Source organism: Brevundimonas sp. Soil_N_31, from assembly GCF_057655995.1.
The window spans coordinates 286,492-301,132 of sequence record NZ_JBDGLE010000003.1; the positions used below are offsets into that span (position 1 = coordinate 286,492).

Sequence of the window (14,641 nt, forward strand, 5' to 3'; positions counted from 1 at the left end):
GTCTCCGTCTTGAGATCAGAAGGGCTGGCGGTCGGGATCGGCGCGCCACACGCGCCAGCTTTCGAACACCGACCAGAGGGCGGCGATCAGGACGCCGCCGATCAGCAGGCCGAAGCTCAGGGGCTGGGGCGCGACGGGGGCGGTGATGAGGCCGAGCACGCCCAGCCAGAAGAAGAGGCGGCCCGCCAGCCGGTTGGAGCGGTCCCAGGCCAGGCGGCTCTTGTAATTCCAGGGGGTGCGCAGGCCGACGATGGGATTGGGCGCGACCCGGCCCATGAAGGCGCCCATGACGGCGAACAGCAGGCTCATCAGGGCGGCGATCAGGGTCATCGACGGAGCCGCTTGCGACGCGGCGTGGCCCAGGATCGTCCAGACCATGAAGGCGCTGACGCCGCCAATGGCCAGCAGCGAGACGAGTTGGCCGACCTCCAGCCCGCGCCGCCGGGCGGCGTCGGGCGTGCGCTTGGCGTACCAGCTCATCGGTCCGGCAGTGATCGCGGCCATGACGGCCATGAAGCCGATCACGCCGGCCAGTTCGTTGCGGTCGCCCCAACGGTCGGGTTGGCCGTGGATGTCGAAATGCATGGGCAGGGGAGTGGTTGGACCTGCGGTCAGAACCCAGACGGCGAGGGCGACGAGGCCTGCGACCGTCAAGGCGGTGAAGGCGTCCAGCACCGTGAAGCGGATTCTGGTCATTTCGGCGTTTCCTTCTCGTTCGTTCCGCCTGTTCCGCTGAGGTCCATCAGGAAGGCCAGGGCCTCCTCGACCGCCGAAATCTCCAGCCGATAGCGAATCGACTGGCCGTCGCGCTCAGGGCTGACCAGACCGGCTTCCTTCAGCGCATTGAGGTGGCCGGTGATGGTCGGCCAGCTCATGTCGAAGGCGGCGGCGATGTCGCCGGACGCCAGCGGCCCCTTGCGCAGCATGGCGATGATGCGTCGTCGCACCGGATGGGAGAGGGCCTTGAACAGGCTGTTCATAGGGAAGAGGCTAATTAGGAAAAAGCCTAAATGCAAGCCGCGTTCGACGAGGCGCGGCTGGCCTTGGCGGCGGGCGCGGCCTATGGCTGAGGTTGGTTTAGAGTTTGCGAGTTGTTCTCATGGAAATCCGCGATCAGATCGTTCTCATCACCGGCGGCGCGCGCGGCGTGGGCGCGGCGGCGGCGCGGGCCTTTGCGGGGCAGGGCGCGCGGGTGGCGCTCAATTGGCGCAGCAGCGGCGAGCGGGCCGAGGCGCTGGCGGCGGAACTGGGCGAGCGCGCCTTCGCCGTTCAGGCTGACGTGACCGATCGTGCGGCCGTGGACGCCATGGTGGCGAAGGTTGAGGCCCATTTCGGCGGCCCGGTCAGCACCGTGGTCAACAATGCGCTGGACTACAGCTTCAACGGCGACGCCCGCGCCCAGATGGCCGACATCCCGTGGGAAGACATGGAGCGTCAGTTCGCGACCGTGATCCGCGGCGCCCTGAACGTCATTCAGGCGACGACGCCGGGCATGGGCGCGCAGAAATTCGGCCGGGTGGTCAACATCGGCACCAACCTGTTCCAGAATCCGGTCGTGCCCTATCACGACTACACTGCCGCCAAGGCCGCCCTGCTCAGCCTGACGCGGACGGCGGCGGGCGATCTGGGGCCGTCGGGGATCACGGTCAACATGATCTCGGGCGGGCTGCTGCGGACAACCGACGCCAGCGCCGCGACGCCCGAAGCGGTGTTCGACCTGATCGCCAGCATGACGCCGCTGCGGTCGGTGACGACGCCGGAAGAGTTCGCCGATGCGGCCCTCTTCTTCGCCTCGCCGTGGAGCCGGGCGGTGACGGGGCAGAATCTGGTGGTCGACGGCGGGCTGGTGCGGGATTAAGTCGGCCTGACAGTAAAGCCTCAGCCAGGACGGACATCATGAGCGGCGTCATTCTGATCACCGGAGCCACCTCGGGCATCGGCCGGGCGGCGGCGCGTCGTTTCGCCGGCGCGGGCTGGAAGGTGATCGCCACCGGCCGCCGTCAGGAACGTCTGGACGAACTGGTCGCCGAACTGGGCGCGGACCGGGTGCACACCGCGCCGTTCGACATGCGGGACGAGGCCGCCATCGATGCGGCGCTGGACGCCTTGCCCGAAGGCTTCCGCGACATCGATGTGCTGATCAACAACGCCGGACTGGCGCTGGGTACGGCGACGGCGCAGGAGGCGGACCTGGCCCAGTGGCGCCAGATGATCGACACCAACATCACCGGCCTGGTGACGCTGACCCATCGCCTGCTGCCGCGCCTGATCGCGCGCAAGGGGGCGATCCTGAACATCAGCTCGGTGGCGGCGACCTACCCGTACAAGGGCGGCAACGCCTACGGCGGGACCAAGGCCTTCGTGCGCCAGTTCTCGCTGGGGCTGCGCTCGGACCTGCACGGGACGGGGGTGCGCGTCACCTCCATCGAGCCGGGCATGGCCGAGACGGAATTCACCCTGGTCCGCACCGGCGGCGATCAGGCGGCCTCCGACGCCCTCTATGGCGGGGCGGCGCCGATGACCGGCGAGGACATCGCCGAGACCCTGTTCTGGGTCGCGACCCTGCCTGCGCACCTGAACATCAATGCGCTGGAGCTGATGCCGGTCAGCCAGTCCTTCGCGGGCTTCCAGGTGGCGCGCGGCTGATCCCGACGGGGCCGGTCGCCAATCCGCCCCCTTTTCTCTATAGGGGCGGGCCATGAGCCAGCATCCGCCGCACCGGTTTTCCGTCGCCCCCATGATGGACTGGACCGACCGCAATTGTCGGGCGTTTCACCGCGCGCTGAGCACGCGCGCGCTGCTCTATACGGAGATGGTCACGGCCCCGGCGGTGATCCACGGCGATCGCGACCGCCTGCTGGGCTTTGACGCGGTCGAGCACCCGGTGGCGTTGCAACTGGGCGGGTCGGATCCGGCGCAGTTGGCCGAGGCGGCGAAGATCGGCGAGGCCTATGGCTATGACGAGATCAATCTGAATGTCGGCTGCCCCTCGGATCGGGTGCAGTCGGGCCGGTTCGGCGCCTGCCTGATGCGCGAGCCGGAGCTGGTGGCCGACTGTATGGCGGCGATCAAGGAGGCGGTCCGCGTCCCCGCCACCGTCAAATGCCGCATCGGCGTGGACGATCAAGACCCTGAGATCAGCCTGTTCGCCACGGTCGACGCCTCGGCGGCGGTGGGGATCGACAGCTTCGTCGTCCATGCGCGCAAGGCGTGGCTGAAGGGCCTGTCGCCCAAGGAGAACCGCGACGTGCCGCCGCTGGACTATGCGCTGGTGCGGCGGCTGAAGCGCGAACGGCCGCATCTGACCATCTGCATCAACGGCGGCATCGGCGATCTGGATCAGGCCGAGGCGCACTTGAGGGCCGATGACGGCGTGCAACTGGACGGCGTCATGCTGGGCCGCGCTGCCTATCATGAACCCGCCCTGATGGGGCAGGTGGACCGTCGCATCTTCGGCGAGACCACGCCGGACATCGACGTGTTCGAGGCGCTGGAGCGTTACCGTCCCTATATGGCCGCGCGGCTGGACGAGGGCGCCAATCTGGCGAGCATGACCCGGCACATGCTGGGCCTGATGCACGGCCGGGCGGGGGCGCGCGCCTTCCGCCGCATCCTGACCGTCGAGGGCGTCAAGTCCGGCGCGGGGCTGGAGGTCGTCGATCGCGCGGTCGAGGCCGTGCGCGAGGCCGAGGCGCGCAAGGCGGCTTGATATGCGTTCTCCTCTCCACCTGGTGGGGAGGCGGCGCGCCGCCGAAGGCGACGTGACGGAGGGGCTGCTCGTTTCCGCCGTAGGCCCCTCCACCACTTCGTGGTCCCCCTCCCCATTGCATGGGGAGGAAAAGGCTGACGGCGTGACGGCGGACGGCTAAGCCATTGGCCATGACTCTGCCCTTGTCCGAACTTGTCCTGATGGTCGCCGCCCTGGTTGGGGCGGGGGCGGTCGCGGGCGTGATCGGCGGCCTGTTCGGTGTGGGCGGCGGGACGGTCCTGGTCCCGGCGCTGTTCTACGCCTTCTCGGTGCTGGGCGTGGGCGGGGAGGGCAATCTGCACGTCGCCATCGGCACCTCGCTGCTGACCATCGTCGCCACCTCGCTGCGATCGCTGGCGACGCACCGTGCGCACGGGGCGGTGGACGAACAGGTGCTGAAGACCTGGACGCCCTGGGTGGCGTTCGGGGGGCTGATCGGAGCGGCGGTCGCGGGTTTCACCTCCATGGAGGGGCTGGCGATCGTCTATGGCGTCTGCCTGCTGCTGATCGCGGCGCAGATGGGGCTGCTGCCCGAGCGATTCACCCTGCGAAAGGATCTGCCGACGGGCTGGGGGCGGCGCGGCGTGGGCACGGGCATCGGCCTGCTGTCGGCCATGATGGGCGTCGGCGGCGGCAGTTTCGGCGGCATGACCATGACCCTGTGCGGGCGGCCGATCCATCAGGCGGTGGCGACGGCCTCGGGCTTCGGCCTGGCCATCGGGTCTGCGGCGGCCCTGGGATTCGCGGTGTTCGGCTGGGACGCGCCGGGGCGGCCGCCGCTGTCGCTGGGCTACGTCAATGTGCCGGCGGCGGTGATCATGGGGCTGCTGACGGCATTGACGGCGCCTTATGGCGCGCGGCTGGCGCATCGGTTGGAGCGGAAGATGCTGCGCCGGGCCTTTGCGGTCTATCTGTTGCTGACGGCCCTGTCGGTGGTGCTGAAGGCGCTGTGACCGCGATTAAGTAGATGCCCGCAGGCGGGCGCTAACACTTTGTCGAACAAGCGCGGGCTAGGAGCGAGGCTGAACCTCCCTCCCCGAGCCTTGAAGTCATGTTGCAGAACCTGTCGGTCCCCAAGAAGCTGATCCTGTCCTTCATGGCGGTGATCGCGGCGTGCGGGGCGGCGACCCTGATCGTCCTGTGGTGCGTGGCGTCTTTGCAGCGCGCCGATGCGGCGGACACGGCCTCGCGTGAGGTGATGAAGGCGTCGGACCGCCTGATGGCCGCCGCCGTCGAGCAGCAGAACGCCATGCGCGGCTATGTCGCCAGCCGCGACCCCGGTTTTATCGAAGCCTTCAATCAGGGCGGCGCGGACGTGAAGTCGCGGATGGCGGACCTGGCCGCGTCGGACGTCGACGGGGCCTACGCCGCCGAGCAGACGGCGCTGATCGCCGCCACCGCTGAATTCGAGAAGAGCGCCCAGGGGGTCATGGCCCTGGCGCGCGAGCCTGCGACGCATGAAGCCGCCCTGGCTCAACTGGCCTCAGCCGCGCGCCTGTCGGACATTCGACAGGCGGTGGGTTCGATCCAGAAGCAGGAAGTCGTGCTGGCCGAGGAGCGGGCCAAGGCCAAGGCCTTCGCCTTCACCGAGGCCTATGTCGCTTTCGCTGTGGGCGGGGTGCTGGCGCTGGGCATCGCCGTGGGCGCGGCCCTGTGGCTGATCGGGGCGTTGAGCCGTCCGGTCGAGGCCATGACCCGCGCCATGGGGCGTCTGGCGGGCGGCGATCTGAATGTGGCCATCCCCGCGATCGGCCGCCGCGACGAGATCGGCCGTATGGCCGACGCCGTCCTGACCTTCAAGCAGAACGCCGAGGAAAAGGTGCGTCTGGAGGCCGAGGCCGAGGCCGCGCGCGCCGCCGCCGAGGTCGAACGCCAGGCCCAGGCCGAGCGCGACGCCGAGGCCGCCCGCCAGCAGGCCCGCGTCGTCGAGGGCGTGGCCAAGGGTCTGTACCGGCTTTCGCACGGCCAGCTGGCCTTCCGCCTCAACGATCCGTTTGCGCCTGAGTATGAGGGGCTGCGCACCGACTTCAACGCGGCGATGGACAAGCTGCAGGGCGTGATGCGGGTGATCGTCGAGCGCGCCGCCGCCATCGGCGCCAGCGCCCGCGAGATTTCACAGGCGTCCGACGATCTGTCGCGCCGCACCGAACAGCAGGCCGCCAGCCTGGAAGAAACCGCCGCCGCCCTGGAGCAGATCACGGCCACCGTGGCCCGTTCGGCCGAGGGCGCGACGGAGGCGGGCGGCGTGGTGCGCGGCGCCCAGTCCGAGGCGGTGGACGGTCAGGCCGTGGTCGGCCGCGCCATCGCCGCCATGGGCGAGATCGAACGCTCTTCGTCCGAGATCGGCGCCATCATCGGCGTGATCGACGAGATCGCCTTCCAGACCAACCTGCTGGCGCTGAACGCGGGCGTCGAGGCGGCGCGCGCCGGCGACGCCGGTCGCGGCTTCGCCGTGGTGGCCTCTGAAGTGCGCGCCCTGGCTCAGCGTTCGGCCTCGGCGGCCAAGGAGATCAAGACCCTGATCACCGAGTCGGGCCGCCAGGTCGGCGCGGGCGTGGCCCTGGTCGGCGACACCGGTCATGCGCTGGAGCGCATCGCCGGTCAGATTCAGCGCCTGACCGTCATCGCCGAAGAGATCGCGGCCTCTTCGCACGAACAGTCCAGCGGCCTGCAGCAGGTCAACATCGCCGTGAACCAGATGGATCAGGTGACGCAGCAGAATGCGGCCATGGTCGAACAGTCGACCGCCGCCAGTCACGCCCTGGCATCCGACGCGGTCGAGCTGGACCGCATGATGGGTCAGTTCGCCCTGGACGATGTGCGCGACCTGGACGCGCGTGGACGGATGGACGCCCTGGCGCGGGCCGTAGCTTAGGCGCCAAATTCTCCCTCCCGGTGAACGGGAGGGAGAAGCGCGCGCTTTCCGCGTTTACGCCGCCGCCTTCAGCGTCACCGCGTCCAGCGCCTGGGTCAGGTCGGCCAGGATGTCGTCCTGATGCTCCAGACCGACCGACAGGCGCAGCAGGCCGTCGGTGATGCCGGCCGTCACGCGGGCCTCGGGCGTCATGGCGGCGTGGGTCATGGTGGCCGGGTGGGCGACCAGGCTTTCGACGCCGCCCAGGGATTCCGCCAGGGTGAAGACGTCCAGCCGTTCGATCACCTGACAGACCGCCTCGGTCCCGCCGTCCAGTTCGAAGCTGAGCATGGCGCCCGGCCCGGACTGCTGACGCGAGGCCAGTTCATGGCCGGGGTGGCTGGTCAGGCCCGGATAGTGGACGGCCTTGACCGCTGGGTGCAGCTCCAGCACCGCCGCGACCAGGCTGGCCGTCGCCTGCTGGCGCTCGATGCGGGTGAACAGGGTCCGCAGGCCGCGCAGGGTCTGATAGGCGTCGAACGGCGAGCCGGTGACGCCCAGGCAGTTGGCCCACCAGGCCAGCTTTTCATGATCGGCCGGATCGGCCGTGATCACGGCGCCGCCGACCACGTCGGAATGGCCGTTGATGTATTTGGTGGTCGAGTGGACCACGATGTCGGCGCCCAGCTCCAGCGGCCGTTGCAGGGCCGGCGATAGGAAGGTGTTGTCGCACGCCACCTTGGCCCCCACGGCGTGGGCGCGGCGACAGACGTCAGCGATGTCGGTGACGCGCAGCAGGGGGTTGGACGGCGTCTCGACCAGCACCAGCTTGCACCCGTCGGCCAGGGCGGCGTCCAGGGCGGCGCCGTCGTTCTGATCGACGAAGGCGACGCGGAAATGGCCTTTTTTCGCGCGGGCGGTCAGCAGGCGGTGGGTGCCGCCGTAGCAGTCGTGCGGGGCGATCAGCAGGTCGTCCGGCTCCAGCAGGCTGAGCGGCAGGTCGACCGCCGCCATGCCGGTGGCGGTGATGACGGCGCCGGCGCCGCCTTCCAGCTCGGCCAGAGTCTCGGCCAGCACGTCGCGGGTCGGATTGCCCGAGCGCGAATAGTCGTATTTGCGCGGCTGGCCGAAGGCGGCGAAGGAGTAGTTGGACGACAGATACAGCGCCGGCATGACCGCGCCGTGAGCCGTGTCCGTATCGACGCCCGAGCGGGCGGCGATGGTGCGGGGGTCGGCGGGACGGGCGCGGCTCATTGGTCGATGTCCTTCAGTACGGAGGTCAGGATGTCGGCGACCAGCTTGTCTTCCTTCAGGAAGGCGTCGTGGCCGTAGACGGAGGCGTGTTGTTCAAAGCGCCAGAGGTTGGGCAGGCGGTCGGCCAGCTCCCTCATGTCCTCGATCGGGCACAGGCGGTCGGTGGTGAAGCCGATCAGGGTGACGGGGGCGCTGATGGCCTCGGGCTCAACGCGGTGGCGGTCGATGGAGTCCGACAGGCTGAGCCAGCGCGAGGGGGTGGTGCGGTCGCGATAGGCCCGGCCGCGCGCCTGCAGATAGTCACACACCGGATAGGCCTGGCCCGCATGGCTGGGGGCTTCGGAATCGAAGCGGTCGCCGAACTCTTCCTGGGTGCGGTAGGTGGTCATGGCCAGTTCGCGCGCCAGACCGACGGCCTGATCGATGCGGCCGGTCTCAAGACCCAGTTGCAGGATGCGGCGCTGGATGCCGCGCCAGGCCGTGGCCAGCGGGTGCGGGCGGTGGGCGGCGGACACCACCACCAGCTGCTCGGCCCAGTCAGGGAACAGCTCGCCGAAGGCCAGGGCGATCATCCCGCCGTAGGAACAGCCGATGAAGGCGGCGACCTTCTCGACGCCCAGGTGGTCCAGCAGCAGGGCCAGAAGCCGCGCCTGATCCTGGGTGGTGATGGTCAGAGGGGTCTTGGCGTCCTTGACGCCTTCGCCGAATTCTGGAGCGAAATCAAAGGCCAGAACGCGGAAACGGGTCAGGTCGATCGGGGCGCGCACGCCCACGGCGCCGGACCACCAGCCCAGCCCCTTGGTCTCGGTGCGGTGGACGTAGCGGTCGGCGGAAATGCCGCCCGCGACCACGATCAGCGGGGCGTTAGCCTTGCCGTGCAGGCGGCCGATGACCCGCTTCTGGGTCAGGGTTCCGCCGAAATCGAGTTCGAAGTCGTCGGGGATCGCAACCGCGACGTCATAGGCGCCGTCGCGCTGAAGCAGTTCCGACGGACGGCGCGCGGCCCGGGCGCCGATCTGGGCGCCGCCCTTGGGCGCAGGCGCAGCGGCGGAGGCCTTACAGGAAGGCTCGTCGGTGGTTTCGGTGGAAATCAGGGCCAGGGTCATCGCATCACTCAAAGGTTCGGCTCACCGGCGAAACCCATGCGTGACAGACCTGTGGCGCGCCGCCTTATCGACGCTCCACCCATCTCTCGCGGTCCTTTCAGGCAAGCCCGAAGAACCCCGCAGGAGTTGGCACCGTTTCGGGCGGAACCCGATGGTTGCCCCGGCGTCAAAGGGCCTAATCCCTCAGCCGGTCTTGATGAGTGAGCTTACGGTGCGGTTGCGAAGAGCGCCGGTCAAGCGAAAAATTTCACCCCATTTCGTCGCTGGTGGCACATGTAGGTGGCGAAAACGGCGCCTGGTGGCGGTGTTGCGAAAAATTCTTTCGAGACGGGGTTGACGCGGCGCGGCGCCCTGGCTCACCCTAAGGCACGATTTTCAACCGGACGCCGCCTGTGCCTTACCGCCTCGCCAGCATGAAGACGACCGCGATCGCCGCCTCGGCGACGGGCCTCTTCGCGTCCATGATTACGACCACCGGTACCACCACCATGCCCTTGCGGGCGGGGACCGGATGATGCGCGCCGTCTAGGCGAGAAAACGCAGAAAACCGATCACCCGCCCGGACCCCCGGGCGGGTTTTTTATTGGCCCGAACCCACCTCCGACCTCTCCCGAAATCCTCCCAGATCCAGCCTTCAGGAAACGCCCATGTCCGCCTCTCTCGCCCTCGTCGCCGATCAGTTGAAACCGGTCGCAGCCCTCGCCCCCGCCGCCGATGTGGTGGTGCTGAAGTTCGGTTCGTCGGTCCTGCGCGACGCCGCCCAGGCCCCCGCCGTCGCCAGCGAAATCTACGGCCACGTTCGCGCCGGCCGGAAGGTGGTGGCGGTGGTTTCGGCCCTGGCGGGTCAGACGGATCAGCTGCTGGCCGACGCCCGCAGCCTGGGCCTGGACCACGAGAACGAACTGCTGCCCGCCTATGTCGTGCTGGGCGAGGAAAAGGCCGCTGCCCTGGTCGCTGTCGCCTGCGACCGGGTGGGACTGGACGCAGTGGGTCTGTCGGTGCGCGAACTGGGCATTGTGGCGGAAGGCCCGGCCCAGCACGCTCGCCCGGTCGGCGTGAAGAGCGAGCGCCTGCATCAGGCGCTGGCCGAGCATGAGGTCGTCGTGGTGCCGGGCTTCGGCGCCGTGCGTCCGAACGGCCGGGTGGCCCTGCTGGGGCGCGGCGGATCGGACCTGACGGCGGTGGTGCTGGCCGCCGAACTGGGCCTGAAGCGGGTGCGTCTGGTGAAGGACGTCGACGGCCTCTACGACCGCGATCCGGCCTGCGAGACGGGCACGCCGCTGCGCTATCGCCGCGCCAGCTGGGACACGGCGCGTCAGGTCGGCGGCGCCCTGGTCCAGCACGATGCGATCGACCTGGCCCAGGCGCGCGGCGTGGACATTGAAGTCGCTGCTCTGGGCCGCGCCGAGGGCACGATCGTCGGCGAACGCGGCGCCCCTCCCGGCCCGGTGCAGGCGGCTGAACCGCTGAAGGTCGCCGTGGCCGGCTGCGGCGTCGTCGGCGGCGGCCTGCTCAGCCGCCTGCTGCCGGACGACCGCTTTGAAGTGGTGGGCGTTCTGGTGCGCAACCCCTTGAAAAAACGCGATGTATCGGCGCCTGCCGAACTGTTCACCAACGACGTCGAGGCCCTGCTGGCGAAGAAGCCGGACCTGGTGCTGGAAGCCCTGTCCGAGGGCGAGGCGGGCCATGCCTTGATCCGCCGGGCGCTGGAGGCGGGCTGCGACGTGGTCAGCGCCAACAAACAGGCCGTGGCCCGCGATCCCAAGGGGCTTCAGGCCCTGGCCGACGCCAACGGCTGTCGCGTCGCCTGGTCGGCCTCGGTCGGCGGCGGCTCGCCGATGATCGAGACGTTGCGCGCCGCCCGCGCCGCCGGTCCGGTGGCCGGTTTCGAGGCGGTGCTGAACGGCACGGTCAACTTCATGCTGCAGCGTCTGGGCGAGGGGGCGACCTTCTCCGACGCCCTGGCCGACGCCCGCGCCGCCGGCTTCGCTGAGGAAGACCCCTCGTCCGATCTGGAAGGCTTCGACGCCGCGGCCAAGGTCAAGCTGCTGTCGTTTGAGGCGTTCGGCCGCTCGCCCGACGACCTGCCGCGCGATGTCCTGGCCGCCGAGACGCCGCTGGGCGAGGCGCCGGTGCGCCAGATCGGAGCCTGTTTCGAGCGCGAGGGCGCCCTGGACGCCTATGTCCGTCTTGACGGCGCGCTGGAGGACGCGCTCTTCCTGTCGCTGAACGGAGAGCGCAACGCCTTGAAGGTCTATGGTCAGGACGGCCGGGTGTGGACGTGCAAGGGGCGCGGCGCCGGGCGCTGGGCCACGACCGAGAGCGTGCTGGCCGATGTCGCCGACGTCATGCGCGCCCGCCGCGCCGCTGCGGAGCTTGTCTAGTCATGGCCGTCTTCACGCCCGTCACGCCGCAACAGGCCGACGACTATCTCATGCGCTACCCTCTCGGCGGGTTGGTCGAACTGACCCCGATCGCCGAGGGGGTCGAGAACACCAACTATCGCCTGGTCACGCAGCAGGGCGCCTATGTCCTGACCCTGTTCGAGGGGCGGACCGAGGCCTCGGCCCTGCCGTTCTGCCTCGGCCTGACCGGGCGGCTGGCGGCGCAGGGCTTCCCGACGCCTGCGCCGGTGGCGGATCTGCACGGCCAGGTGATCGGCCGCCTGAACGACCGCGCCGCCGCCATCGTCGAGTGGACGCCCGGCGCCTGGAAGCGCCAGCCGACGGACAAGGATCAGTATCGGGCCGGTCAGGTGCTGGCGCTGCTGCACCTGGACGCGGCCGACTATGACGGCGTGCGCGAGAACCCGGTCGGGCCGCGCGCCTGGGCGGACCTGGCCGCACGTTGCGATACGGTCGCCAGAGGCGAGGACCGCCGGATGCTGGAGCAGATGCAGCGCCTGCTGCCGGATCTGGCCCGGCCCTGGAACGATCCCGCCCTGCCTCGGGGGCCGATCCACGCCGACTACTTTCCCGACAACGTCCTGTTCGCGACGAACGAGCATGGGGCGACGGATGTGGGCGGGGTGATCGACTTCTATTTCGCCTGCGTTGACGTGCTGGCCTATGATCTGGCCATCGCGCTCAGCGCCTGGGGGTTCGACGCCGAGGGGCGGCCCATGCCGTCGGCTCTGCGCGCCTTCCAGAAGGGCTATGAGTCGGTGCGGCCCCTGTCGGACGCCGAGCGTCAGGCCCTCCCCGAGCTGGGCGCGGCGGCGGCGGTGCGCTTTACCCTGACGCGCCTGCACGACCGGCTGTTCCACGACCCTGCCAACCTGGTCACGCCCAAGGGTCCGACGCCCTTCTTCCGGCGGCTGGACTACTGGAAGGCGGCGGAACCGGCTTAGGTCTCACATACGCGCCAGCATCCATACGGCCATGGCGATCATCATCAGGTTCTCGGTCAGCGACAGGAAGCCGAGCGGAACCTTGCTGTCCCCGCCGACGCAGGCGCACTTCAACTCGCGCCTGTCGATATAGACGGCCTTGAACACCGAGGCGGCGCCGATGCCGCCGATGAAGAGGGCGACGGGCGCGGATAGCCAGGTGAGGGCGTGGGCGGTCATCAGCACCCCCGCGCCCGTCTCCGCGAAAGGATAGACCCAGCCGTAGGGAACCCAGCGTCGCGCCAGAAGGTCGTAGTTCAGGAACATGGTGGCGAAGCCGTCGAGGTTCTGCAGCTTCAACATGCCCAGGACGCACATGCTGAACGAGATGAACCACTCAATCGTCCGGCCGGTCAGCGGCGCGCCATAGGCGGCATGGCTGGCGGCCAGCGCCGTCAGAGCCGTGACCGCGAAGACGACCAGGACGGGCGTATAGCTGGTCGCCTCGGGATCGCGCACCCGAAGCCCGAAAAAGCGGCGCAGGTCGTCGAAGCCGCCGATGCGGCGCTCGTCGATGAAGGTCTGCGGCGTGGTTTTCACACCATGCTCGGCCTTGAAGGCGTCGGTCGCTTCGCGTGTCTCCAGCCAACGGTCATCGACCTGATAACCTTTGGATTTCAGCAGGTGTCGCGCTCTCAGACCCCAGGGGCAGACATGATCGGGCATGACCATGCGATAGAGGACAGCGACAGGACGTGTGTTGCGGGTCATCGGCGTCTCCTTCGCCGATGACAACGAACCAGGACGGTTCAGGCTCCTCTGGGGATGGTCCTACCCCGCAAACCCCTTCACCGCCGCCAGGGCCGCTTCGGGCGTGTTCTCGATCACCGTCAGCCGCTCGGGACGGTCGCCCAACGTGCGGATGACGGGGGCCGGTTCCGGTTCTACGCCGATGACGCTCGAGACGAAGGCGCCGAACTTGGACGGGTGGGCGGTGGACAGGGCGACGATGGGCGCGCCGTTGCGGTCCAGACGGCGCGCGGCGGCCAAGGCGACCGCCGTATGCGGGCAGACGATGCGGCCCCAGGCGGCGTGGGCGTGGGCGATCTCGGCCCTGGTCGTCGCCTCGTCGACTGAGACGGCGGAGACCTCGGCGCGCAGGGCGGCCAGCAGGTCGGCGGGCAGGCTCACGGAACCTTCGCGCGCGAAGGTTTCGAACACTGCGCGGGTGGCCTCGGCGTCGCGGCCGGAGGCCTCGAACACCAGACGTTCGAAGTTGGACGGCGCCTGAACGTCCATCGACACGCTGCCGCTCTCGACCGCCGGGCGGCGGGCGTAGACGCCGTCGTTGATGGCGCGGGCCAGGGCGTCGTTCTGGTTGACGGCGGCGACGAAACCGGCGGCGGGCAGGCCCATCTTGCGGGCGGCGATGCCGGCGAAGGCGTCGCCGAAATTGCCGGTCGGCACCACGAAGGTCGCCGCCTGGCCCAACTGGGCCGTGGCCGAGACGTAATAGGGAATCTGGCCCGCCAGACGGCCCCAGTTGATCGAGTTGACCGAGGACAGGCGGCCCTGTTCGCGCAAGGATTCCTCGGCCAGCAGCCCCTTCACCAGACGCTGGCAGTCGTCGAAATCGCCGCGCACGGCCAGGTTCAGGACGTTGTCGGCCTCGACCGTCGTCATCTGTTTGCGCTGCACCGGCGAGACGCGATCCAGAGGGTGCAGGACGACCAGCTTGATGCGCTCGGCGCCCGCAAAGGCGCGCACGGCGGCGGCGCCGGTGTCGCCGCTGGTGGCCGTCAGCAGGGTCAGGGTCTCGCCCGTCGCGGCCAGGGCTTCGTCCGACAGGGCGGCGACCAGCTGCATGGCCAGATCCTTGAACGCCGCCGTCGGGCCGTGGAACAGCTCCAGCACGAACAGGCCCGGCTCCAGCTCGACCAGAGGCGTCACCAGCGGATGATCGAAGCCCTTGGTCAGGCGGTCCAGGGCGCGGTCCAGCGCCCCCGCAGGCAGGGCGTCGCCGATAAAGGGCGCCATCGCCGCCTTGGCGATCTCGGCGTAGCTGCGGCCGGGACGCGTGGAGTCGGCGGGCAGGGCGGGCCAGGCCTGCGGCATGTAGAGGCCGCCGTCGGGCGCAATGCCGCGCAGCAGGGCGTCGCTGAAGCGGGTCGGAGCGGCGTCGCCGCGCGTCGAGAGGTAACGATCAGGGGAGGCTGGCATAACGGGTTGTTTCTAGCCGCGATCTACGACTTCGTCATGAATATTTTGCGCGTGCGAACGGAATTGTCGCAATACGGCGCAACAACCTGGCTCAACCGGCGCCAAGGCTGGCGTCGCCGGCGCGCGGAGAT

The 14,641-nt window shown here is 69.3% G+C and carries 14 protein-coding genes and 1 riboswitch; of the genes, 8 read left to right on the top strand and 6 right to left on the bottom strand.

The window, feature by feature from the left end; genetic code table 11:
* Positions 1–15: 15 nt before the first annotated feature.
* Positions 16–696, bottom strand: a complete 681-nt coding sequence (locus tag AC3A3G_RS06855; RefSeq protein ID WP_200168133.1) for an SdpI family protein — start codon at positions 694–696, stop codon at positions 16–18.
* On the bottom strand, positions 693–980 hold the full coding sequence (locus AC3A3G_RS06860; protein WP_200168132.1) for a metalloregulator ArsR/SmtB family transcription factor: 288 nt from the start codon (positions 978–980) through the stop codon (positions 693–695). The genes AC3A3G_RS06855 and AC3A3G_RS06860 overlap by 4 nt, the downstream gene beginning before the upstream one ends.
* Before the next feature lie 119 nt (positions 981–1,099).
* Here AC3A3G_RS06860 and AC3A3G_RS06865 point away from each other — a divergent pair, with 119 nt between their 5' ends.
* From AC3A3G_RS06865 to AC3A3G_RS06890, 6 genes are all read left to right on the top strand, one after another.
* Positions 1,100–1,858: a 3-oxoacyl-ACP reductase gene (locus tag AC3A3G_RS06865; RefSeq protein WP_200168131.1), complete on the top strand. Its 759-nt coding sequence runs from the start codon at positions 1,100–1,102 to the stop codon at positions 1,856–1,858.
* Between the two features lie 38 nt (positions 1,859–1,896).
* Positions 1,897–2,646 carry an SDR family NAD(P)-dependent oxidoreductase gene (locus AC3A3G_RS06870; RefSeq protein WP_487487830.1) on the top strand — a complete coding sequence of 250 codons (750 nt, stop codon included), beginning with the start codon at positions 1,897–1,899 and terminating at the stop codon, positions 2,644–2,646.
* 52 nt (positions 2,647–2,698) lie between these two features.
* The gene (gene dusA, locus AC3A3G_RS06875; RefSeq protein ID WP_487487831.1) at positions 2,699–3,709 is read left to right on the top strand and encodes a tRNA dihydrouridine(20/20a) synthase DusA; all 1,011 of its coding nucleotides are present in this window, start codon (positions 2,699–2,701) and stop codon (positions 3,707–3,709) included.
* Between the two features lies 1 nt (position 3,710).
* Complete coding sequence (locus AC3A3G_RS06880) at positions 3,711–3,869, top strand: hypothetical protein (RefSeq protein WP_487487832.1); 159 nt, start codon at positions 3,711–3,713, stop codon at positions 3,867–3,869.
* A gap of 22 nt (positions 3,870–3,891) precedes the next feature.
* Positions 3,892–4,701: a sulfite exporter TauE/SafE family protein gene (locus tag AC3A3G_RS06885; protein WP_487487833.1), complete on the top strand. Its 810-nt coding sequence runs from the start codon at positions 3,892–3,894 to the stop codon at positions 4,699–4,701.
* 98 nt (positions 4,702–4,799) lie between these two features.
* Entirely contained in the window at positions 4,800–6,623 is a 1,824-nt protein-coding gene (locus AC3A3G_RS06890) for a methyl-accepting chemotaxis protein (RefSeq protein ID WP_487487834.1), read from the top strand.
* Positions 6,624–6,677: 54 nt separating this feature from the next.
* Here the strand turns inward: AC3A3G_RS06890 and metB are convergent, their stop codons facing one another.
* Together metB and metX are read right to left on the bottom strand one after the other, a co-directional pair.
* Positions 6,678–7,856 (bottom strand): cystathionine gamma-synthase, encoded by a 1,179-nt coding sequence (gene metB / locus AC3A3G_RS06895; RefSeq protein WP_487487835.1) that lies wholly within the window; start codon positions 7,854–7,856, stop codon positions 6,678–6,680.
* Positions 7,853–8,962, bottom strand: a complete 1,110-nt coding sequence (metX, locus tag AC3A3G_RS06900) for a homoserine O-succinyltransferase MetX (protein ID WP_487487836.1) — start codon at positions 8,960–8,962, stop codon at positions 7,853–7,855. Before metX ends, metB begins: the two co-directional genes overlap by 4 nt.
* A 76-nt stretch (positions 8,963–9,038) precedes the next feature.
* Positions 9,039–9,165, bottom strand: a riboswitch (SAM riboswitch).
* Positions 9,166–9,609: 444 nt separating this feature from the next.
* On the opposite strand from metX, the gene AC3A3G_RS06905 reads away from it, so the two are divergent.
* Entirely contained in the window at positions 9,610–11,346 is a 1,737-nt protein-coding gene (locus AC3A3G_RS06905; protein WP_200168053.1) for an amino acid kinase family protein, read from the top strand.
* A gap of 2 nt (positions 11,347–11,348) precedes the next feature.
* On the top strand, positions 11,349–12,311 hold the full coding sequence (locus AC3A3G_RS06910) for a homoserine kinase (protein WP_200215842.1): 963 nt from the start codon (positions 11,349–11,351) through the stop codon (positions 12,309–12,311).
* A 3-nt stretch (positions 12,312–12,314) separates the two neighbouring features.
* Here the strand turns inward: AC3A3G_RS06910 and AC3A3G_RS06915 are convergent, their stop codons facing one another.
* Entirely contained in the window at positions 12,315–13,061 is a 747-nt protein-coding gene (locus AC3A3G_RS06915) for a glutaredoxin family protein (RefSeq protein ID WP_200215840.1), read from the bottom strand.
* Between the two features lie 60 nt (positions 13,062–13,121).
* Positions 13,122–14,510 (bottom strand): threonine synthase, encoded by a 1,389-nt coding sequence (thrC, locus tag AC3A3G_RS06920; protein ID WP_487487837.1) that lies wholly within the window; start codon positions 14,508–14,510, stop codon positions 13,122–13,124.
* Between the last annotated feature and the right edge of the window lie 131 nt (positions 14,511–14,641).